We start from the raw sequence: 21,936 nt of genomic DNA on the forward strand, positions 1-21,936 counted from the left end.
TTCAGCTCTTCCGTTGCGGGTTCTCTTCCTCGACGGCGGCCTCGTGATACCAGCCATCGGAATCGGCGTGCTCGCCGCGAAGCGCGGCAAGCTCTGCCGCGAATTTGGCCTTGGCGCCTAAATTTAAGGCAGATTTGCGCGCTGCCAGCGGGAACATCAGGATTTTCGCCGACGGACGCGATTGCGTGACTTGCATTGCCGGTCTCCCTGCTTTTCAGAAGCTTGCCGATTCAGTTCTCATCAAAATAGGTTCTGCGATTCATTTAGGCAATATGCTCATGAAAAGATCATGATTTGCCTATGATTTAAGCAGTATTGCCGTTTGGGCGATCTTGACGCATTGCTGAGACGGCTCAGCAAAATCAAAGCCTTGGCATGACCATTTTGCCGCACCCGTCCGAGGCCGAGTGGCATACGAATTGCTTTTTAATCATCGGCAGGCCGGCCTGTTTCGGCCATGCATCGACATCGCCTGCTTGCGGTGTCCAAGCAACGAGAGGCTCTAGAATGACCAAATACAAGCTCGAGTATATCTGGCTCGATGGATACACCCCGGTCCCCAATCTTCGCGGCAAGACGCAGATCAAGGAATTCGCCGAGTTCCCGACGCTCGATCAGCTGCCGCTGTGGGGTTTCGACGGGTCCTCGACGCAGCAGGCCGAGGGGCATAGCTCCGATTGCGTGCTGAAGCCGGTCGCCGTCTATCCCGATCCGGCCCGCACCAACGGCGTGCTCGTCATGTGCGAAGTCATGATGCCCGACGGCGTTACGCCGCATGCATCCAACAAGCGCGCCACCATCCTCGACGACGAAGGCGCCTGGTTCGGCTTCGAGCAGGAGTATTTCTTCTACAAGGATGGCCGTCCGCTCGGCTTCCCCGAAAGCGGCTATCCCGCGCCGCAGGGCCCGTACTATACCGGCGTCGGCTATTCGAATGTCGGCTCCGTTGCGCGCCAGATCGTCGAGGAACATCTTGATCTCTGCCTCGCGGCCGGCATCAACCACGAAGGCATCAATGCCGAAGTGGCCAAGGGCCAGTGGGAATTCCAGATTTTCGGCAAGGGTTCCAAGAAGGCCGCCGACCAGATGTGGATGGCCCGCTATCTGATGCAGCGCCTGACCGAGAAGTACGGCATCGACATCGAATACCACTGCAAGCCGCTCGGCGACACCGACTGGAACGGCTCGGGCATGCATGCCAATTTCTCGACGTCCTATATGCGTGAAGTCGGCGGCAAGGCCTATTTCGAAGCGCTGATGGCGGCCTTCGACAAGAACCTGATGGACCACATCGCCGTCTACGGCCCGGACAACGACAAACGTTTGACCGGCAAGCACGAGACAGCGCCGTGGAACAGGTTCAGCTATGGCATCGCCGATCGCGGCGCCTCGATCCGCGTCCCGCATTCGTTCGTCAAGAACGACTACAAGGGCTATCTGGAAGACCGCCGTCCGAATTCTCAGGGCGACCCCTACCAGATCGCCTCGCAGATCCTGAAGACGATCGCTTCGGTGCCGGCGAGCGCAGAGGTTTCGGCCGCTGCCTGATTCTCTTTGCGGCGTGGTCAGCTCCGCGCCGCACGCGGATGTTCATTGTGGAAAAGGCCCGGCGGAAACGCCCGGGCCTTTTTTGCCGGAACGGCGAATTCCCCCAAAAAAAGTCAGGTTGAAAAGGGACGGGCAATTTCAGCCGAACGAGAGGCTTTGGTTGACGCCCCTTGCCGCCACTCGTCTCATGCATTTCCGAGTTTCATTGAAAAAGCCCGGAAAACAGCCTGTTTCAGCTCGTCCGTACACACCGATCCTTTATATAAGCCACTGTTCATGCATCGAAATCGGCGATTTGTGCCTCCGGCAGGCGGCGTTGACAGGCCACGCCGCGGCATGCGTATTCGTCGCCTTGGGGGTTACGCCAAAGCGATGCTGTTCGAACGGGGCGGGGGTTTCGTGAACGACGGCATTGGCGGGGCGCCGGACGAGCGGGCATTGCAGCCTGAGGCAGTGCGCCGCTCGCTCCTGGCGTTCGATTGCGTCCCGAAAGGCCATCCGCCAACTTGCTCGAACGGGTTTTTTGCCACCCAATCGGAGGTCTTCTGCGGCGGCCAAGAGGGCCGGCTGCCCCAGCTGAGATGCGTCCTCCTTGGATCAGCAAAAAGCCCTTGAAGGGGGAAATCCTTCAAGGGCTTCGAAACACTATCCGAACGGAATCTTAGACCGAATAGTACATATCGTATTCGACCGGATGCGGGGTCATTTCGAAGCGCATCACTTCGGCCATCTTGAGCTCGATATAGCTGTCGATCTGGTCGTCGTCGAAGACACCGCCGGCCTTCAGGAAGCCGCGATCCTTGTCGAGGCTCTGGAGCGCTTCGCGCAGCGAACCGCAGACGGTCGGGATCTTCTTCAGCTCCTTCGGCGGCAGGTCGTAGAGATCCTTGTCCATCGGCTGTCCCGGGTGGATCTTGTTCTTGATGCCGTCGAGGCCGGCCATCAGCATGGCGGCGAAAGCGAGATAGGGGTTCGCGCCCGGATCCGGGAAGCGGACTTCGACGCGCTTGGCTTTCGGTGAACTGCCGAATGGGATGCGGCAGGACGCCGAACGGTTGCGCGCCGAATAGGCGAGCAGCACCGGCGCCTCGTAGCCCGGCACCAGACGCTTGTAGGAGTTGGTCAGCGGGTTGGTGAAGGCATTGATCGCCTTGGCATGCTTGATGATGCCGCCGATGTAGAACAGGCAGCTCTCCGACAGACCGGCATACTCATTGCCGGCGAAAGTTGGCTTGCCGCCCTTCCAGATCGACTGGTGGACGTGCATGCCCGAGCCGTTGTCGCCGAAGATCGGCTTCGGCATGAAGGTCGCCGTCTTGCCATAGGCATTGGCGACCTGGTGCACGACGTACTTGTAGATCAGCATCTTGTCGGCGTTGCGGACTAGCGTGTCGAACTTGATGCCGAGTTCGTGCTGGGCGGCGGCCACCTCATGGTGATGCTTTTCGACGCGCACGCCCATTTCGGCGAGCACCGTCAGCATTTCGGAGCGCATGTCCTGTGCCGAATCGATCGGCGGCACCGGGAAATAGCCGCCCTTGATGCGCGGGCGGTGACCGAGATTGCCGGTCTCGTAATCGGTGTCGTCGTTCGACGGCAGTTCGGTCGAATCCAGCTTGAAGCCGGTGTTGTAGGGATCCGCTTTGTACTTGACGTCGTCGAACACGAAGAACTCGGCTTCCGGGCCGACATAGATGGTGTCGCCGATGCCTTCCGACTTCATGTAGGCCTCGGCCTTCTTGGCCGTGCCGCGCGGATCGCGGTTGTAGGATTCGCCCGAGACCGGATCGAGGATGTCGCACAGGATGACCATGGTCGACTGCGCGAAGAACGGATCCATGTGGACCGTGTCCGGATCGGGCATCAGTACCATATCGGACTCATTGATGGCCTTCCAGCCGGCGATCGAAGAGCCGTCGAACATGACGCCGTCGGCAAACATGTCTTCCTCGACCTCGACAACATCCATCGTCACGTGCTGCAGCTTGCCCTTCGGGTCGGTGAAGCGCAGGTCGACGAATTTCACGTCGTTGTCCTTGATCTGCTTCATGATGTCTTTGGCTGTCGTCATGTCATGTATCCCTGTGTGCTGACGTTTTTTGATGGATGACGTTTCTTAGAGGATGGCCGGTCTTAGAGGATGGCCGGCTCGGATCAAACCGCGTCCATTCCGGTTTCGCCGGTGCGGATGCGCACGACTTCCTCGATGTTGGAGACGAATATCTTGCCGTCGCCGATGCGGCCGGTCTGGGCCGCCTTGCGGATGGCCTCGATCGCGCCTTCCACGGCATCGTCGCCGAGCACGACCTCGATCTTCACCTTGGGCAGGAAGTCGACGACATATTCGGCGCCGCGGTAGAGTTCGGTGTGACCCTTCTGGCGCCCGAACCCCTTGGCCTCGGTCACGGTGATGCCTTGCAGTCCGGCCTCCTGAAGCGCTTCCTTCACTTCGTCCAGCTTGAATGGCTTGATGATCGCTTCGATCTTTTTCATGTAAAAAGTGGCCTCCACTGCCAAAAAAACGGGTTGTGAGCCCCCGCTTGCGCCTCAATCAAGCACGAACTGTGCCAGTCGGAGGGAACAGAAGCGGTGTCATGCGATTTCAAAGCTATGTTACCCCCAGATGCAAATTCGCGTCATGCGCTGCATTGGAAGCGGCATGAATGGCTGTAGCCTATCCGGCACTCCTGTGCATGTCTGCCCAATATCTGGGCAAATTGCTCATCTGGTGCGCAGCTTGGTGCCTGCGATCCTTGCGCCGATCGACATGGTCATGACAGCGCCAGCTCCTCCCCGTTTGCGTCGAGCCGAAAACTGGACAATGCTTGATCGAATGCGGATCGGCAATCCATGAGCCACGAACTTCTTACTTCCGCCGAGATGGACGAGGCGGATCGGCTGACAATTGCAGCAGGTCCAACCGACGGCATTGAATTGATGCGACGTGCAGGTCAAGCCGTCGCGGCCGAAGTGCTCAGGCGCTATCCAGCGGCGGCGCACGTCCATGTGTTGTGCGGCCCGGGCAACAATGGTGGCGACGGTTATGTCGTTGCCCGGATCCTCGCCGGCAGCGGCGTCGCCACCACGGTCTGGGCGTCTGCCCCGCCGAAGCCGCATAGCGATGCGGCACTCGCCGCCGCCGAATGCCCAATCAAGCCCCGGCCGCTATCGGACTTGGATGCCGGACCCGGCTCGATCGTCGTCGATGCGCTTTACGGGGCAGGGCTGTCCAAGCGGCTGTCGGGTGAGGCCGCCAGGGCGGTCGATCTGGTCACCGACCTGCATTTGCCGGTTGTCGCGGTCGACCTGCCTTCCGGCATTGCCGGCGACAGCGGCAAGGTGCTCGGCAGGTCGTTTTCGGCCGAGCTCACAGTGACCTTTGCGCGCAAGAAGCCCGGCCATCTGCTCCTGCCCGGCCGGGAGCGATGCGGCGAGATCGTGCTTGCCGATATCGGCATTGGGCTGGAGATCATTGCAAGGCTCCAGCCCCGGACGTTCGAGAATGGACCAGCGCTTTGGTTGCGCTATTTGCCGGTGCCGGCCGTCGACGCGCACAAATACAAGCGCGGCCATGTCGGTGTCTTTTCCGGCGGCCCCAATGCCACCGGCGCGGCGCGGCTCTCTGCATTTGGCGCTGCCCGAAGCGGGGCAGGGGCGGTGACGGTCCTGTCGCCGGGCAACGCCATGCAGGTCAATGCCGCGCACCTGACCTCGATCATGCTGCGCAGGGCCGACGACGCTGCCGACATTGAGGCATTTGTCGAGGAGCGCCGGCCATCGGCCTTTGTTCTCGGGCCTGGCTTTGGCGTCGGTGAAAAAACCCAGGCGTTCGCGCTTGCGCTACTCGCGTTGGGCAAGCCAGCGGCCGCGTCCACTGGAATTGCCGGCCTGGTCTTCGACGCCGACGCGATCACTTCGTTTCGTGAGGCGCCAGATGTCTTGTTCGAAGCCGCCCGCGGGCCGAACGCGCCCGCGCTGGTGATGACACCGCATGAAGGGGAGTTCGCCAGGCTGTTTCCTGGCATCGCCGATGACAATGCCTCATCGAAGCTTGACAAGGCACGCGCGGCGGCCGCACGAGCCAATGCCGTCATCGTCTACAAGGGCGCCGATACGGTGATCACCGCTCCGGACGGCAGGGCAGCGATCAATTCCAATGGCGCGGCCTGGCTTGCCACCGCTGGGTCGGGCGATGTGTTGTCCGGCATCACGGCCGGACTGCTTGCGCAAGGCATGCCGGCCTTCGAAGCGGCCTGCGCGGCGGTCTGGATTCACGCCGAGACCGGCAGTCGGTTCGGGCCGGGGCTGGTCGCCGAGGATTTGCCGCAGGCGATGATGCCGGTGCTGCGCGAACTGGTTGCTGCCGGAGGCGGGCGCTGATCAACCGCGATGCCCGCGACACCAGCTCACAGCGGAATGTTGTCGTGCTTCTTCCAGGGGTTCTGCATATCCTTGTTGCGCAGCATGCGAAGCGCCCGGGCGATACGGCGGCGGGTCGAGTGCGGCATGATCACCTCGTCGACATAGCCGCGCTCGGCGGCTACGAACGGCGACAGGAAGCGGTCCTCGTAAGCCTTTGTATGGGCAGCGATTTTTTCGGCATCGCCGATGTCCTTGCGGTAGATGATCTCGACCGCGCCTCTCGCCCCCATAACGGCGATCTGCGCCGTCGGCCAGGCATAGTTCATGTCGCCGCGCAGATGCTTCGACGCCATGACGTCGTAGGCGCCGCCATAGGCTTTGCGGGTGATGACGGTGATCTTCGGCACGGTCGCCTCGGCATAGGCGAAAAGCAGCTTGGCGCCATGCTTGATCAGGCCGCCATACTCCTGCGCCGTGCCGGGCAGAAAACCCGGAACATCGACGAAGGTGACTATCGGGATTGAAAAGCAGTCGCAGAAACGCACGAAGCGCGCCGCCTTGCGGCTGGCGTCGGAATCGAGCACGCCCGCCAGAACCATTGGCTGGTTGGCGACAAAGCCGACCGTGCGGCCCTCTACCCGGCCGAAACCGGTGACGATGTTCTTCGCAAAACTCTGCTGGATCTCGAAGAAATCACCCTCATCGGCGACCTTCAGGATCAGCTCCTTGATGTCGTAGGGCTTGTTGGCATTGTCGGGGATCAGCCGGTCGAGCGACATGTCATGGTCGGTGACCGACTGGTAGCATTCGATCTCGGGGAGCTCCGACGTATTGGAAGCTGGCAACAGGTCGACCAGCCGGCGCATCTGCAAGAGTGCTTCGACGTCATTGTCATAGGCGCCGTCGGCGATCGAGGATTTCGTTGTGTGGACGGAAGCGCCGCCGAGGCTCTCGGCGGTCACCGTCTCGTTGGTCACGGTCTTCACCACATCCGGCCCTGTGACGAACATGTAAGAGGTATCGCGCACCATGAAGATGAAATCGGTCATCGCGGGCGAATAGACGTCACCGCCGGCACAAGGGCCCATGATGACGGAGATCTGCGGAATGACACCCGAAGCGAGCACATTGCGCTGGAAGATCTCGGCATACCCGCCGAGGGCGGCGACGCCTTCCTGGATGCGCGCGCCCCCGGCATCGTAGAGGCCGATGATCGGCGCGCGATTGCGCAGCGCCATCTCCTGCACCTTGATGACCTTTTCGGCATGGGCTTCCGACAGCGAGCCCCCGAACACCGTGAAATCCTTGGCGAAGAGATAGACCGGCCGGCCGTTGACCGTGCCCCAGCCGGTGACGACGCCATCGCCTGCGATCTTGGTCTTCTCCATGCCGAAGTCGGTCGAGCGGTGCTCGACATACATGTCGAACTCCTCGAAAGAACCCTCATCGAGGAACACCTCGATGCGTTCGCGCGCTGTGAGCTTGCCCTTCTTGTGCTGGGCGTCGATGCGGGCCTGGCCGCCACCCATGCGGGCGATGTCACGCCGCCGCTCGAGTTCCTTCAGCACGTCTTTCATCGCTCGGTCCCCAGAAAACGGAAGCTGCGTTTGTGGTAATGATGCCCGTCGGGGAGCGCAAGCGTCGGCTTTTGGTTGGTTTTTGCTGCACCGCAACATCGCGCCTCTTGCATTCCGGGGCGAACTCAGCCATATGCAACCCATAGGCGCTTGGGCCGGGAGATTCCGGCCTTCTCGACAAATGAGACTGGTTGCGTCTGTTTTCCCTCTTTCCGGTATATCGGCCCCTCTTTCCGGTACATCACAAAGTGGCGAAAAAGCCCCGTGGCATGATGCCTGCGGGCACGACAGCGCAGCCGAGTGGACGCACGTGTCCGCCCGCCTTGTCGTTCCATATCAAATTTTCGACGGCAGGTTGCGCCCTGCCGCGATTGACGTTTGCGGCCAGAGGCCGCGTGAAAGAAGATTATTTTGACCAACGAAAACACTTTGCCCGGCAACGACACCGCGGAACTCTCCGGTTTCGCGGCGCTGGGAATTACGGGTGCGCTGCTCAAGGCCACCCACAATGCCGGATTCGCCGAACCGAAGCCGATCCAGATGCAGGCCATCCCGCCGCAGCTGGAAGGCCGTGACATTTTCGGCATTGCGCAGACCGGCTCCGGCAAAACCGCGGCCTTTGCGCTGCCGATCCTATCGAAGATCATCGCGCTCGGCACCAAGCGGCGCGCCAAGACGACCCGCGCGCTGATCCTGGCGCCGACCCGCGAACTTGCGGTGCAGATCGAGGACACCATCAAGATCCTCGCCAAAGGCGCGCATGTCTCGACGGCACTCGTGCTGGGCGGCGTCTCGCGCTTCAGCCAGGTGAAGAAGGTTGCTCCCGGCGTCGATATCCTCATCGCCACGCCCGGTCGCTTGACCGACCTCGTGCGCGAGGGCGACCTCATCCTCTCCGACACCAAATGGCTGGTGCTGGACGAGGGCGATCGCATGCTCGACATGGGCTTCATCAACGACGTCAAGCGCATTGCCAAGGCGACCGCGCCCGATCGCCAGACGGCGCTCTTCTCGGCCACCATGCCGGACGAGATCGCTGAACTCGCCAAGGGCCTCCTGAAGAACCCTGTCCGTGTCGAAGTCTCGCCGCAAAGCACTGCGGCCGCCGAAATCGTCCAGGGCGTCGTCTTCGCCCGCACCAAGCAGAAGCGCCAGGTGTTGTCGACGATGCTCGCCGATGAGGCGATGAAGTCCGTCATCATCTTTTCGCGTACCAAACATGGTGCGGACCGGGTGACCAAGGACCTCGAGCGCGACGGCTTCAAGGCCGCCGTTATCCACGGCAACAAGTCGCAGAATGCCCGTCAGAAGGCGCTGAATGATTTCCGCGACGGTTCGGTGCGCATCCTGGTCGCGACCGACATCGCCGCGCGCGGCATCGACGTGCCCGGCATCAGCCATGTCGTGAATTTCGACCTGCCGGACGAGGCTGAAAGCTACGTCCACCGCATCGGCCGCACCGGTCGCAACGGGATGGATGGCATCGCGATCACGCTTTGCGATCCTTCGGAGAACAGCAAGCTGCGCCAGGTCGAGCGGATCATCCGCACCAAGCTGCCTGTTGTTGCCGACCATCTCGGCAGCCCCGATCCGGCACGCAATCCGGCGGAAAAGAACGAGCGCTTCGAACCCGCCAATGATCGCAGCGACCGCAATGGGCGTCGCGACGGCCGGCGACCGGGCGGCGAGAAGAAGCAGAACAACGGCTTCGGCAACAAGCGTTTCGGCGACAAGCCAGCCTTTGCCGGCGAACGCAAGCCCGAAGGCGCCAAGCCCTTCAAGGGCAACAACAAGCGCCGCTTCGGCGGCAAGCGTCCGGCGGCGCGAGCTGCTTAATACGCCTTATGCAGTTGGCCAACCCTTGGTGGTTGGCTGGTGACTGACCAACAAAGAAAGGGGCTGATGAAGCAATGCTTCATCAGCCCTTTTCGTCTCCGAACCTTACTTCGCCACCGCCTCGACCCAGACAGCAATCCGTTGCGCCAGGAAAGCCGTGGTGGATGGCGACAGCGCGTCGCCGGCGATGACATGATTGTCGGGATCGCCACTGCTTTCGATGGGGACCAGCTCATGCGGGCCACCCCAGCGCGCGGCGATTTCGCGGGTACGGTCGGCCCGCACCACTCTGTCCAAATCCGAGAAGATGAACAAAGCCGGGATGGTCGCCTTCTCCACGGGCGCGCCATAGGCTAGCTCCGTCAGGGCCTGCATCGGCATTGTCGCTGCGATCGGATATCTGGTGGTCCAGAATTTCTCATGCAGCGCGTTGCGCGGCGCGAAGTTGCGTTCCCTGCCGGCGACGAGTTCGGCGATCTGCTTTCCCCATGGCATGGTCAGGACCTCGGCGCCGGATGCCTTCACGCCGAAATTAGGCGAGATGAATGCAATGGCCGCCACGCCCTCGGATGCACCGGCCTGCGTCGCCGCCCAGGCCGCCAGCGAGCCGCCGGTCGACGTTGAGATGACGATCACCTTGTCGCCGATCGCCCGGCCGATGGCGAGCGCCTCCTCATAGTCGTTGATCCAGGCATTGACACTGCCTTGCGTCATCGCCGCGCCGTCCTGGCCGTGACCGGTGAGGCGGGTGTAGAACAGGTTGGCGTCGAGCTGGTCGGCAACGTCGTCGGGCAAGGGCCGGACCTCGCCCTTCGATGCGGAAAAGCCATGGACGTAGACGATCGACAGCGGCGTCTTGGCGTGCACCATCGGGTTCGCCCAGACGATCTCCTTCTCCAGCCCGTCGCGAATACCGGGCATGGCGGCTTCAACCTTTGCCACATAGGCTTGTGGGTCGTCACCGATGACGGAAGGATCGAAACGGATCGTGGTGTCGACGGGTACGCGTGGACCCAATACGGAGGCCAGTGCGAGGATGGCGATCAGGCCCAGCACAGCAAACACGATCCGTCGCCCCATCGCAGACTCCACGCAACAACATTCAAGCTATGGTGGTGGCCATGCACAGGCAACGGCCGTTCAGGCAGCCAAGCCACCAATCCTGTGGGCATCTACTTGTTGGGCGGTTTGCGCTCATAATACAGCGGCCGTGCCTTCCAGCTGGTCGTCAGGTTGATCACCCATCTGCATAAAGGCCTTGGCAGCATGCCAAGAATTTTCAGCGGCCAGCTCGTTCTATACGGGAAGGTGACTTCGAAGCCGCCGGACTTGATTCCCTTCACCATGCGGCGCGTCGCACGGCCAACCGGCATCAGGCCCGGCATCGGCAGCATGTTCTTTTCGGTCAGTGGCGTGTCGACGAAGCCGGGGTTTACCACCTGGACGCGGATGTTCATCTTGTCGAAATCATATTTCAGCGACTCGGCCAGGATGTTGATCGCCGCCTTGGTGCCACCATAGGCCGCCGTGGTCGGCCAGCCGAAATAGGCGGTCACCGAGCCGACCAGAACGACATGGCCACGCGCGCGCACCCGCATATACTCGACCACAGGCACCAGCCCATTGATGATGCCGAAATAGTTGACCTCGAAGGAGCGGCGGAAGTCCTTGACGACGAGCGACTCTCCAGGTGTCGCGATGTAGTGTCCGGCATTGAAGATGGCGAGCACGATCGGCCCGAGGTCCTTCTCGATCGCCGCCACCGTCTTTGCCATGCGCGGCTCGTCGGTGACGTCGCAGGGAAAGGACACGATCTTGCCCGGCATCTGTGCGGTCTCGACGATGAGCGTGTCGATCGGATCGTCGTCCAGCGCTGTCACCGCCACCGCATACCCTTGTGACGCCAGATCCCTGGCCAGCGAGCGGCCGATGCCGCTGCTGCCGCCCGTGACCCATGCGACGCCGTGTTTCGGATCGGCCCGATAGAGTGTCATGCTTGCGCCCCGCGGAGTTATTAGTGTCTTGCTCTAGCGATGGAGAAATCGAATGAAAAGGGTGCTTCTCGACGCCAGGTGCAAATGGTCCCCAGCGACATCCATGCACCGCAGCGCCGGAAATGCGACTGGACCAGACGAATTCTTGCCTTGAAACCGAAGCGTTGGGTTTCTAGGGTTTCGGCGCACGTACACAAGGAATCCTGAATGCCCCGTTCTGTGATCGACGCGATCGGCAACACGCCTCTGATCCGCCTCAATAAAGCTTCCGAAGAGACCGGCTGCGAGATCCTGGGCAAGGCCGAGTTCATGAATCCGGGCCAGTCGGTCAAGGATCGCGCCGGGCTGTTCATCATCCGCGATGCCGAACAACGTGGCCTGTTGAAGCCGGGCGGTGTCATCGTCGAGGGGACGGCCGGCAACACCGGCATCGGGTTGACGCTCGTCGCCAAGGCACTCGGCTATCGCACGGTCATCGTCATCCCGGATACGCAGAGCCAGGAAAAGAAGGACACGATCAGGTTGCTCGGCGCCGAACTGATCGAAGTGCCCGCCGTGCCTTACAAGAACCCCAACAATTATGTGAAGCTGTCGGGGCGGCTGGCCGAGCAGATGGCGAGAACTGAGCCGAACGGCGCCATCTGGGCCAATCAGTTCGACAATGTCGCCAACCGCGATGGTCATATCCGTACCACGGCCGAGGAAATCTGGGCCCAGACCGGCGGCAAGGTCGACGGTTTCGTCTCGGCGGTGGGTTCGGGCGGAACGCTGGCCGGTGTCGGGCTCGGTTTGAGGGCCAGGAGCAAGAACGTCAAGATTGCGCTCGCCGATCCTCTCGGCGCCGCCCTCTACAGCTTCTATACCAGCGGCGAATTAAAGTCCGAAGGCAGTTCGATCACCGAAGGCATCGGGCAGGGGCGCATCACCGCCAATCTCGAAGGCTTCACGCCTGACTTCTCCTACCAGATCAAGGATGAGGACGCGCTGCCGATCGTCTTCGACCTGATCCAGGAGGAAGGCCTGTGCGTCGGCGGCTCGACTGGCATCAACATTGCCGGCGCGATGCGGCTGGCCAGGGAATTGGGCCCGGGCCACACCATCGTGACGATCCTCTGCGACTACGGCACGCGCTATCAGTCGAAGCTGTTCAACCCGGAATTCCTGCGCGACAAGAAGCTTCCTGTGCCGGGCTGGATGGAACTGCAGAGCAAGATCTCGGTGCCGTTCGAAAAGGTCGCGTGATGGCGCACAAGACAGAAGCGCTGTTTCGCGACGATGCCTATCTCAGGACGGCTGACGCCACGGTCGTCGCCATCAATGAGCGCGGCGGCATCATCCTCGACCGGACGATCTTTTATGCCACCTCTGGCGGCCAGCCGGGTGATAGCGGCACGTTGGAGTGTGCCGACGGCAGCCGCATCGAGATCGCCGCCACGATTACAGGCGAAACCAAGGACGAGATCATCCACGTGCCGGCGCCCGCGCAGACGGCACTGGCCGTTGGCGAGCGGGTGAAGCTGGCAATCTTCTGGGAGCGGCGGCACCTGCTGATGCGCATGCACGCTGCCTGCCACCTGCTGACAGTCGTCTGCCCGTTCCCGATCACCGGTGCGGCGGTTTCCGAGGACGACAGCCGTGTCGATTTCGACATTCCGGACGCCAGCTTCACCAAGGAAGATGTGACTGCCGGCATGATGGACCTGGTGAGGGCTGATCATCCCATCTTCACCAGGCTGATCAGCGACGAGGAATTGGCCGCCAATCCCGGCCTGGTGAAATCCAAGAATGTCCGACCGCCCGTTGGCACGGGCAATATCCGCCTCGTCTGCATCGGCGAAAGCGCCTCGGTGGACAGCCAGCCCTGCGGTGGCACGCATGTGAAGAGCACCGGCGAAATCGGCGAGGTCCACATCGGCAAGATCGAGAAGAAAGGCCGGGAGAACAGGCGCTTCCGCATCCGCTTCGGCCCCATGCCGGCGAACTGAACAGACAGACACCGTCAAAAGGCGGTAGGAGAGAAAATGGCCGAAGACAGTCCTTTCACCGTCGACGCCGACTGGCTGCAGGAGCGCTTGGGCCAGCCGGGCCTAACGATCATAGATGCCTCCTGGTATCTGCCGGCGCAAAAACGCGACGCGCGCGCCGAGTATGATGCTGCCCATATTCCAGGCGCCCGTTTCCTGGACCAGGATGCCGTTTCGGATCCCGACGCCGCCATGCCGCATACGCTGGCATCGCCGCAGCATTTCGCCCAGTATGTCGGCTCAATGGGCGTTTCGGCCGATGACACCATCGTCGTTTATGATGGCCCGGGTTTCTTCTCGGCGCCCCGGGCATGGTGGATGTTCCGCATCATGGGCGTCTTCCAGACCTATATTCTGGACGGCGGTTTCGACAACTGGAAGGCGTCCGACCGGCCGGTAACAGCCGAGCCGACCAAGATCGCGCCAAGCGTCTTTCATGCTGATTTCGATGCCGGTCGCGTCGTCGGTTTGGCCGACATGCGCCGGATCGTCGATACGAAAGCAAGCCAGATTGCCGACGCCCGGGGACCGGGCCGCTTTACCGGTGCCGAGCCCGAGCCCCGCGCTGGCATCCGCTCCGGCCATATGCCGGGCGCACGCAACATCCCTTATTCGGCGCTTTCCGAAAACGGCAGGCTGCTGCCGAAGGACCGTTTGCGCAAGGTGATAGAGAACTCCGGTATCGACCTGTCCAAACCAGTGGTCACATCCTGCGGCTCCGGCGTCACCGCTGCGGTGGTCACGCTGGCGCTGGAGACGCTTGGCCACACCGACAACAGGCTTTATGACGGCTCATGGACCGAGTGGGGCGGGCTGTCCGATACGCCGGTCGTGACCGGCCCAGCGAAGACCGGCAAGGAATGAATTGATGGAAAACGGCGTGCTGCAGGATATTGAAGTCACGGTGACTTTTCTGGAGATGCATGCCCCACAGGCCGCCTCGCCACCGGTGCCCTACAACCGTCAGGTCGCACTGCTGAAGACCAGGGATATTCCCTTGCATTTCTACCGCTACCTGATGGACCGGGTGGGGCGCAAATGGCACTGGGTGAATGTTCTAAGGCTGAATGACGACGAGCTGTCGGCCGGAATCCACCGCGAGGATCGCGACATCAGGGTGCTCTATCTCGACGGTTCGCCGGCAGGCTTCTTCGACCTCAAGCCGCATCTGCCCGAGGAAGTCGAACTCGCCTATTTCGGCATGATGGAACACGCCACCGGGCAAGGCATCGGCCGCTGGTTCCTTGGCTCGGCGATTGCGGCGGCGTGGTCGTATGGGCCGAAACGGGTGACGGTGCAGACCTGCACGCTCGACCACCCCGCAGCGCTGCCGCTCTACCAGAAGCTCGGTTTCAAGCCGGTCGCTCAGAAGAAAGAGGTCGTGCATCCCCTACCTTTCGCCGAGCGCTCGGCCAGCGTCATGCGGCCGTAACTCCAGCCGGAATCTGAACCGCCGCTTCGACGATTTCATCAAGTGATTTGTCGCACTGATTAGCCGGCTTATGTCTGGAGATGCCGGGGATCCCATCGAAGGTCTACGGGGACCTATCCTCACATCGGATCGGTTCCCGGATGCTTGGCGGGAATCGGGTGGGAAGCCCTGTCGCGAGCGGGTAATTTCCGGTCGACAGCAGCGGAGATCTTGCCATGACCATCCAGTTCACAGCTCTGCCGACCGAAGATGTAAGGGCCCTGCAGCGCGGCGGTCCCGATGCCTATGGCCAGACGCCCGAGCGGAAAATCTCTGACGGTGATGGCATGCCTTGCCGGCATTGCCTTAGGAATATCGCCGCCGGGGATGTCTACCTAATCCTCGCCTACCGGCCATTTCCGAACCCTCAGCCCTACGCTGAAACAGGGCCGATCTTCCTGCATGCCCAGGAGTGCGAGCGTGCCGCCGGGGCAGGACTGCCGCCGGAGATTCTCGATAGCCCGGACTATATCGTGCGCGGCTATGGCAGCGATGATCGTATCGTCTACGGTAGCGGTGGCGTCATCCCGACCCAAGCAATTGCCGCACGAGCCGAGACCTTGTTCGAGCGTGAAGACATTGCCTATGTGCATGTCCGCTCGGCGCGCAACAATTGCTACCAGTGCCGTATCGAGCGCGCATGAGATGCAACGATTGCCGATAGAAAGCTTCTGTCGCACTGCTGTCGCATGGACGCGCTAGAAAGCCGTTGTCGATCGATTGGCCGACCGCGGATGAACCGGCGGCAAATCTCGATATCGAGGAAGCGGGGCTTTGGCTCCGCTTTTTTGTTGCCTGCACCGATCGCTCAAGAAAAAACCCGCCGGTTTGAGCCGGCGGGGACTGAAGGAAGCTTTCGGGTGTATTAAGCCGCGAGCACTGCCTTCGGCTCGACCAGTTCATAGCCGAGCGCTTCGGCGACCGCGCGGTTGGTGATCTTGCCCTTGTGGACGTTGAGGCCGTTGCGCAGGTGATGGTCGTCGACCAGGGCCTTCAGGCCCTTGTCGGCGAGCTGCAGGCCATAGTGCAGCGTTGCGTTATTCAGCGCATGGGCCGAAGTGACCGGCACTGCACCAGGCATGTTGGCGACGCAGTAGTGGATGACACCGTCGACTTCGTAGGTGGGTTCGGCATGGGTGGTCGCGTGCGAGGTCTCGAAGCAGCCGCCTTGGTCGATGGCGACATCGACCAGTACCGAGCCCTTTTTCATGCCGGACAGCATTTCGCGGGTGACAAGCTTCGGCGCGGCAGCGCCCGGGATGAGCACGGCGCCGACGACGATGTCGGCCGAGAAGCATTCTTCCTCGAGCGCCTCGACGGTCGAATAACGGGTGTGGACCCGGCCGGCGAAGAGATCGTCGAGCTGGCGCAGACGCGGGATCGAGCGGTCGATGATGGTGACATCTGCGCCAAGGCCGGCGGCCATGCGGGCCGCGTGGAGGCCAACAACGCCACCGCCGAGCACGGTGACCTTGCCGGGCAGCACGCCGGGCACGCCGCCGAGCAGCACGCCGCGGCCGCCATTGGCCTTCTGCAGCGCCGTGGCGCCGGCCTGGATCGACAGGCGGCCAGCGACTTCCGACATTGGCGCCAGAAGCGGCAGCCCGCCACGATCGTCGGTCACGGTTTCATAGGCAATCGCGGTGACGCCCGAAGCGAGCAGGCCCTTGGTCTGTTCCGGATCCGGGGCCAAGTGGAGATAGGTGTAGAGGATCTGGCCTTCGCGCAGCTGTACCCACTCATTGGGCTGCGGCTCCTTGACCTTGACGATCATGTCCGACTTGGCGAACACGTCGGCGGCCGTCTTGGCGATGGTGGCGCCGGCGGCGCGATAGGCATTGTCATCGGCGCCGATGCCGGCGCCCGCGCCGGCCTCGACCAGAACTTCATGGCCATGGGCGACATATTCGCGGACCGAGCCCGGCGTGAGGCCGACACGGTATTCGTGGTTCTTGATTTCCTTGGGGCAGCCGACGCGCATTTTCTTCTCCTGATCCGGGCCCTTTTTGGGCTCACTCCCTGTATGGACGCAGTGAACCATGAATCGGCGCGCAGGTGTTTGCGAATGCGCTTGCAGGAGCGCGCGTCCTTCGATAATCGTTGCGAAAAATGTACCGATATTCGCAGGAATCACGAAGAATGCCGCTCGACAGGATTGATATCGCCATTCTGGAGACATTGCAGAAGGATGGTCGGATGCCGAACGCGGCCCTTGCCGAAAAGGTCGGCCTGTCGCAGTCGGCCTGTTCGCGCCGGCTCGACAATCTGGAAAAATCCGGAACTATTCGCGGCTACCACGCCCGGCTGTCCAATGCAGCCCTTGGCCACCAGATGACGGCGATCGTCCACATATCGCTCTCCGGCCAGTTCGAGAAGACGCTGTCGGACTTCGAAGCGGCGATCAAACGCTGTCCGAACGTACTGTCGTGCCACCTGATGTCGGGCGAGTACGATTATATCCTGAGGATCGCGGCGAAGGATCTCGTCGACTACGAGCGCATCCACAAGGAATGGTTGTCGGCGATGCCGCACGTAACGAAGATCAATTCGTCCTTCGCCTTGCGCGAAATCGTCGACCGAACGGCCATGGGGTTGAAGCCGGAAATGGCTTAGAGCCCGACCGAAACCTCGTTCCTATGGCCATCTGAAGGCGTTTTCTGCGCTCCGGTGCTCACGGACCCAAATGTCCGCTGCGCTCCGGTTCTCGAAACACCTCCATATGACTCACATGAACGAGCTTCGAAACGGGCTCTAACTTACGCCGTGGCAGCCTCCGTCACGATCCGGTCCATGGGGATGTCGTGCCACTGCGGATAGATGGTGGCGATGCGCTGCAATTCGTAGCCGACGCCGATGACCAGTGGCTTGAACGACATGGCGGCCAGCGTGCGGTCGAAGAAGCCGCCGCCATAGCCCAGCCGATAGCTTGCCGGATCAATGCCGACAATGGGCGAGATCACGATGTCCGGCAGCACCGGATCGCCTTCGGCCGGGATCGGGATGTTCCACACCCCTTTCTCCAGCCGGTCGCCCGGTTTGTAGGCGCGAAAGATCAACGGCTGACCCTTTTCGACAACGATGGGCAACGCGGTGCGGCCGCCTTGCGCGTTGATCGACGCCATCCATGGCCGCAAATCCGGCTCGCCGCGAAACGGCCAGTAGAGGCTGACCATCCGGCCTGCTACGCCACCGATCACTGCCTCGAGGCCTTCCGCGATGCGTTGCGACATTGCCGTTCGCGCTTCGGCGGAAACGGCAAGGCGCGCCGCGATCAGACGCTCACGCTCGGCCTTGCGCCAGCGCCTGACGTCGGTCCAGTCGCTGAGCGGTGCTTGGAACGCGGGATCGAGCTCATGCAGGAAGCAGGGTGGCGAGGCATACTGTGCCGGACCCTGTTCGTCATGATCTTTAGCCATGCCTCACCTCATCTCGCCTTCGATGACGCTATACCTCGCGATACGATACAACATGCGCATTCACGACATGGCACGACGAGTCTCGCGCACTGTCCTGCCATTGTTGCATTGCACAAAAATACCTACATCTAGGCAGGCAATCTTGCCCATCAAGGGTGAACGAAATGAGCGATGCCAGACACCATGTCGTCGTCGTCGGCGCCGGGTTCGGTGGCCTTGAATTCACCCGCGCGCTGGCCGGTGTACCAGTGCGCATCACCATGATCGACAAGCGCAACCATCATCTGTTCCAGCCGCTGCTCTATCAGGTGGCAACCACGGCGCTGGCGACCTCGGAGGTTGCCTGGCCGATCCGCCATCTCCTGCGCAAGCGCAAGGATGTGATCACGCTGCTGGCCAATGTCACGGGAGTCGACCGGGCCGGCAAACGTGTTTTGCTCGACGATGGCAGCACCGTCGCCTACGACACGCTGGTGCTCGCCACCGGCGCGCGCCACGCCTATTTCGGCCATGACGAATGGGAGCCTTTCGCACCGGGCCTGAAGACATTGGAGGACGCCACCACCATTCGGCGCCGCATTCTTCTGGCCTTCGAGCAGGCGGAGCGGGAACCCGACCCCGCCAGGCGCCAGGCGCTGCTGACCATTGCCATCGTCGGCGGCGGGCCGACCGGCGTCGAACTTGCCGGAACCATTGCCGAACTGGCGCATGACACGCTGCGCGGCGAATTCCGCAACATCGATACGCGCCAGACGCGCGTGGTGCTGATCGAGGCCGGCGACCGCATTCTGGCCAATTTCGCGCCGACGCTCTCCGACTATGCCGGGAAGGCGCTGGAACGGCTTGGTGTTGTGGTCGAGCTTGGCCGGGCCGTCACGCGCTGCGATGCCGAAGGCGTGGTTTTTGGCGACACGGTTCTGCCGGCACGCACGATCCTGTGGGCAGCCGGCGTTGCCGCTTCGCCCGCCGCCGAATGGCTGGGAGCGAAGGCGGACCGAGCCGGCAGGGTCTTGGTCGAGCCTGATCTCAGTGTGCCCGGCAGCCCGGAAATTTTTGTCATCGGCGACGCAGCGCTTGTGCTGCGGCCCGACGGACGGCCGGTGCCCGGCGTGGCACCTTCCGCCAAGCAGGAGGGACGGCATGTTGCCGCGACCGTCAAGGCCAGGCTTGCCGGCGACACGAGCCCGCGGCCTTTCCATTACAAGCATGCCGGTGATCTGGCGACGATCGGCAAGCGCGCGGCCGCGATCGATTTCGGCTGGATCAAGCTGACCGGCTGGCTCGCCTGGTGGCTCTGGGGCATCGCCCACATCTATTTCCTGATCGGTTTCCGCAACCGGCTTGCGGTTTCGCTGAGCTGGCTATGGATCTACGTCACAGGCCAGCGCAGCGCCCGGCTGATCACCCAGGGCGACGACGACAGGAGCTGACTTTCTTCACCGCGCTTTTCATCGGGCCGTCATCTGTAGCTGATGGATTGGCGTGCCGATGCGCGCGACTTCTTGAGTGGACTTGAGCCGGTTTCAGCGCGAAGTTCGCCTCGGGGCAGGGCTTGTCAGGTCGTCGAAGTAAGGAGAAAACATGTCGCAACTGCTCCATCCCGTCTCTCGCCGTGGTCTCCTTGCGGGGGCCGCTGCCACAGGGGCGCTGATCATGCTTCATCCCTTCTCCGCCCGTGCGCAGGCCAACCAGGCGCATCTGAGAATCATGGAAACCACCGATATCCATGTGAACGTGCTGCCCTATGATTACTACGCCGACAAAGCCAATGACACGATGGGCCTGTCGCGCACGGCGTCCCTGATCGACGCCGTGCGCAAGGAAGCCGCGAATTCGATGCTGATCGACAATGGCGACCTTTTGCAGGGCAATCCGATGGGCGACTACATCGCCTATGAGAAGGGCCTGAAGGAGGGCGATCTCCATCCGATCATGAAAGGCATGAACCTGCTCGGCTATGAGTGTTCGACACTTGGCAACCACGAATTCAACTACGGCCTGTCCTTTCTGGACAAGGTGCTGGCCGGCGCCAATTTCCCGTTCGTCTGCGCCAATCTCATCCGGGGCACCGAGCTTGCCGCCAACCCGCGCGACGACAAGCTCTACCTCAAGCCCTACATAATCCTGGACAAGAAGATTAAGGACGGGTCAGGCGCGGAACAGCCGATCAGGATCGGCATCATCGGTTTCGTACCGCCCCAGATCATGATCTGGGACCTCAAGAATCTCGAAGGCAACGTCAAGACGCGCGACATCGTCGAGGCGGCGAAGGCCTGGGTGCCGCAGATGAAGGAGGAGGGTGCCGATATCGTCATCGCGCTCTCGCATTCCGGCATCGACGTCAAACAGGGTGACATGATGGAGAACGCCTCGTTCTTCGTCGCCGGCGTCGAAGGCATCGACGCCGTCTTCACCGGCCACCAGCACCTGGTCTTCCCCGGCAAGAAGGATTTCCAGGCGCTAGAGGGCGTTGACGCACAGAAGGGGACGCTGCAAGGCAAACCCGCCGTCATGGGCGGTTTCTGGGGCTCGCATATGGGCCTGATCGACCTGATGCTGGAACGCGACGGGTCGAAGTGGAAAGTGGTCTCGGCGACATCGGAGGCGCGGCCGATCTTCGAGCGTGTCGACAACAAGAACAAGCCGATCGTCCCGGACGACAAGCGCATCATTGCCGCTGTCGAGCAGGACCACGAGGCGACGCTCGCCTATGTGCGCCGCCCTGTCGGCAAGACCTCGGCGCCGCTCTATTCCTATTTCGCGCTGGTGGCCGATGATCCGTCGGTGCAAATCGTCAACCAGGCGCAGAGCTGGTATCTCAAGGATATCCTGAAGAGCACCCAGTGGAAGGACGTGCCGATGTTGTCGGCGGCGGCGCCCTTCAAGGCTGGCGGGCGCAGCGGCGCCGACTACTACACCGACGTGCCGGTGGGCGACATCGCAATCAAGAACGTCGCCGACCTCTATCTCTATCCGAACACGGTTCGCGCGGTTGAGATCACGGGTGCGCAGGTGAAGGAATGGCTGGAGATGTCGGCCGGCATCTTCAAAAAGATCGAGGCAGGGAAGGCTGACCAGCCGCTGATCGACCCTGAATTCCCCTCCTATAATTTCGATGTCATCGATGGCGTCAGCTACAGGATAGACCTGTCGCAGCCGCCGAAATACGATTCGAAGGGCGGCGTCGCCAATGCCGGTTCCAATCGAATTGTCGACCTGAAATTCGACGGCAAGTCGATTGATCCAGCAGCGAAATTCATCGTTGCGACCAACAACTATCGTGCCGGCGGCGGTGGCAACTTTCCCGACATCAATGCCTCGAAGATCATCTACGAGGCGCCTGACACCAACCGCGACGTCATCGTCCGCTACGTCATCAGCCAAGGCACCATCAACCCGACGGCGGATGGCAACTGGTCGTTCGCGCCGTTGCCGGGAGCCAGCGTCGTCTTCGAGACAGGCGTCAAGGCAAAGGACTTCATTGCCGATGTGAAGTCGCTGAGGATCGAGCCTGCCGGCGAGGGCGAAGCTGGTTTTGCCAGATATCGCATTTTTCTCTGATAAGGCCGTCAAAGCCGGATGCGGTCAGTCTTGGCCGCATCCCCAGGCCTCCAGTCAGCTCTTTGGAGGGTGGGCGGCGCGGATCGCCCTTGATCACCGGCATGACAAGATCCAGCGCATCCGTGGAAAAGCCGCTGTCAGCCTGGC

The 21,936-nt window shown here is 61.8% G+C and carries 19 protein-coding genes; 11 read left to right on the top strand and 8 right to left on the bottom strand.

Features of this window, described 5'->3' with window-relative positions:
• Window position 1: 1 nt before the first annotated feature.
• Window positions 2-196 carry a DUF2735 domain-containing protein gene (locus FJ941_RS10350; protein ID WP_140505229.1) on the bottom strand — a complete coding sequence of 65 codons (195 nt, stop codon included), beginning with the start codon at window positions 194-196 and terminating at the stop codon, window positions 2-4.
• Between the two features lie 311 nt (window positions 197-507).
• On the opposite strand from FJ941_RS10350, the gene FJ941_RS10355 reads away from it, so the two are divergent.
• Window positions 508-1,548 carry a glutamine synthetase beta-grasp domain-containing protein gene (locus FJ941_RS10355; RefSeq protein WP_140505231.1) on the top strand — a complete coding sequence of 347 codons (1,041 nt, stop codon included), beginning with the start codon at window positions 508-510 and terminating at the stop codon, window positions 1,546-1,548.
• A gap of 661 nt (window positions 1,549-2,209) precedes the next feature.
• Here the strand turns inward: FJ941_RS10355 and glnA are convergent.
• Both glnA and FJ941_RS10365 read right to left on the bottom strand, forming a co-directional pair.
• Window positions 2,210-3,619 (bottom strand): type I glutamate--ammonia ligase, encoded by a 1,410-nt coding sequence (gene glnA / locus FJ941_RS10360; RefSeq protein WP_015317961.1) that lies wholly within the window; start codon window positions 3,617-3,619, stop codon window positions 2,210-2,212.
• Window positions 3,620-3,702: 83 nt separating this feature from the next.
• Window positions 3,703-4,041, bottom strand: coding sequence for a P-II family nitrogen regulator (locus FJ941_RS10365; RefSeq protein ID WP_006205430.1), 339 nt, complete (start codon window positions 4,039-4,041; stop codon window positions 3,703-3,705).
• 357 nt (window positions 4,042-4,398) lie between these two features.
• Here FJ941_RS10365 and FJ941_RS10370 point away from each other — a divergent pair, with 357 nt between their 5' ends.
• Window positions 4,399-5,928, top strand: coding sequence for an NAD(P)H-hydrate dehydratase (locus tag FJ941_RS10370; RefSeq protein WP_140505233.1), 1,530 nt, complete (start codon window positions 4,399-4,401; stop codon window positions 5,926-5,928).
• Between the two features lie 26 nt (window positions 5,929-5,954).
• Here the strand turns inward: FJ941_RS10370 and FJ941_RS10375 are convergent, their stop codons facing one another.
• Window positions 5,955-7,487, bottom strand: a complete 1,533-nt coding sequence (locus FJ941_RS10375) for an acyl-CoA carboxylase subunit beta (protein ID WP_027145594.1) — start codon at window positions 7,485-7,487, stop codon at window positions 5,955-5,957.
• Window positions 7,488-7,898: 411 nt separating this feature from the next.
• Here FJ941_RS10375 and FJ941_RS10380 point away from each other — a divergent pair, with 411 nt between their 5' ends.
• Complete coding sequence (locus FJ941_RS10380) at window positions 7,899-9,323, top strand: DEAD/DEAH box helicase (RefSeq protein WP_140505234.1); 1,425 nt, start codon at window positions 7,899-7,901, stop codon at window positions 9,321-9,323.
• Between the two features lie 105 nt (window positions 9,324-9,428).
• Here the strand turns inward: FJ941_RS10380 and FJ941_RS10385 are convergent, their stop codons facing one another.
• Entirely contained in the window at window positions 9,429-10,403 is a 975-nt protein-coding gene (locus tag FJ941_RS10385) for an alpha/beta fold hydrolase (protein WP_140505236.1), read from the bottom strand.
• Between the two features lie 92 nt (window positions 10,404-10,495).
• On the bottom strand, window positions 10,496-11,317 hold the full coding sequence (locus FJ941_RS10390) for an SDR family oxidoreductase (RefSeq protein WP_140505237.1): 822 nt from the start codon (window positions 11,315-11,317) through the stop codon (window positions 10,496-10,498).
• A gap of 207 nt (window positions 11,318-11,524) precedes the next feature.
• On the opposite strand from FJ941_RS10390, the gene FJ941_RS10395 reads away from it, so the two are divergent.
• From FJ941_RS10395 to FJ941_RS10415, 5 genes are all read left to right on the top strand, one after another.
• Window positions 11,525-12,559: a cysteine synthase A gene (locus FJ941_RS10395; protein ID WP_140505239.1), complete on the top strand. Its 1,035-nt coding sequence runs from the start codon at window positions 11,525-11,527 to the stop codon at window positions 12,557-12,559.
• Window positions 12,559-13,302 carry an alanyl-tRNA editing protein gene (locus FJ941_RS10400; protein ID WP_140505240.1) on the top strand — a complete coding sequence of 248 codons (744 nt, stop codon included), beginning with the start codon at window positions 12,559-12,561 and terminating at the stop codon, window positions 13,300-13,302. Before FJ941_RS10395 ends, FJ941_RS10400 begins: the two co-directional genes overlap by 1 nt.
• Before the next feature lie 36 nt (window positions 13,303-13,338).
• Window positions 13,339-14,205 carry a 3-mercaptopyruvate sulfurtransferase gene (sseA, locus tag FJ941_RS10405; protein ID WP_140505242.1) on the top strand — a complete coding sequence of 289 codons (867 nt, stop codon included), beginning with the start codon at window positions 13,339-13,341 and terminating at the stop codon, window positions 14,203-14,205.
• A gap of 4 nt (window positions 14,206-14,209) precedes the next feature.
• Complete coding sequence (locus tag FJ941_RS10410; protein ID WP_027145601.1) at window positions 14,210-14,773, top strand: GNAT family N-acetyltransferase; 564 nt, start codon at window positions 14,210-14,212, stop codon at window positions 14,771-14,773.
• Window positions 14,774-14,988: 215 nt separating this feature from the next.
• Window positions 14,989-15,456, top strand: coding sequence for a DUF1203 domain-containing protein (locus tag FJ941_RS10415; RefSeq protein WP_027145602.1), 468 nt, complete (start codon window positions 14,989-14,991; stop codon window positions 15,454-15,456).
• A gap of 221 nt (window positions 15,457-15,677) precedes the next feature.
• On the opposite strand, the gene ald is transcribed toward FJ941_RS10415, so the two are convergent.
• Window positions 15,678-16,793 (bottom strand): alanine dehydrogenase, encoded by a 1,116-nt coding sequence (gene ald, locus FJ941_RS10420; protein WP_019858003.1) that lies wholly within the window; start codon window positions 16,791-16,793, stop codon window positions 15,678-15,680.
• Window positions 16,794-16,951: 158 nt separating this feature from the next.
• Here ald and FJ941_RS10425 point away from each other — a divergent pair, with 158 nt between their 5' ends.
• Window positions 16,952-17,425 (top strand): Lrp/AsnC family transcriptional regulator, encoded by a 474-nt coding sequence (locus FJ941_RS10425; RefSeq protein ID WP_015317948.1) that lies wholly within the window; start codon window positions 16,952-16,954, stop codon window positions 17,423-17,425.
• 143 nt (window positions 17,426-17,568) lie between these two features.
• Here the strand turns inward: FJ941_RS10425 and FJ941_RS10430 are convergent, their stop codons facing one another.
• The gene (locus FJ941_RS10430; protein WP_140505244.1) at window positions 17,569-18,228 is read right to left on the bottom strand and encodes a 5-formyltetrahydrofolate cyclo-ligase; all 660 of its coding nucleotides are present in this window, start codon (window positions 18,226-18,228) and stop codon (window positions 17,569-17,571) included.
• A 164-nt stretch (window positions 18,229-18,392) separates the two neighbouring features.
• Here FJ941_RS10430 and FJ941_RS10435 point away from each other — a divergent pair, with 164 nt between their 5' ends.
• Together FJ941_RS10435 and FJ941_RS10440 are read left to right on the top strand one after the other, a co-directional pair.
• A complete protein-coding gene (locus FJ941_RS10435; RefSeq protein WP_140505246.1) occupies window positions 18,393-19,658 on the top strand; it encodes an NAD(P)/FAD-dependent oxidoreductase in 1,266 nt (421 codons plus the stop codon).
• 151 nt (window positions 19,659-19,809) lie between these two features.
• Complete coding sequence (locus tag FJ941_RS10440; protein ID WP_140505247.1) at window positions 19,810-21,789, top strand: bifunctional 2',3'-cyclic-nucleotide 2'-phosphodiesterase/3'-nucleotidase; 1,980 nt, start codon at window positions 19,810-19,812, stop codon at window positions 21,787-21,789.
• The last annotated feature ends 147 nt before the right edge of the window (window positions 21,790-21,936 follow it).

This window comes from Mesorhizobium sp. B2-3-13 (genome assembly GCF_006442195.1).
Classification (GTDB): Bacteria; Pseudomonadota; Alphaproteobacteria; order Rhizobiales; family Rhizobiaceae; genus Mesorhizobium; species Mesorhizobium salmacidum.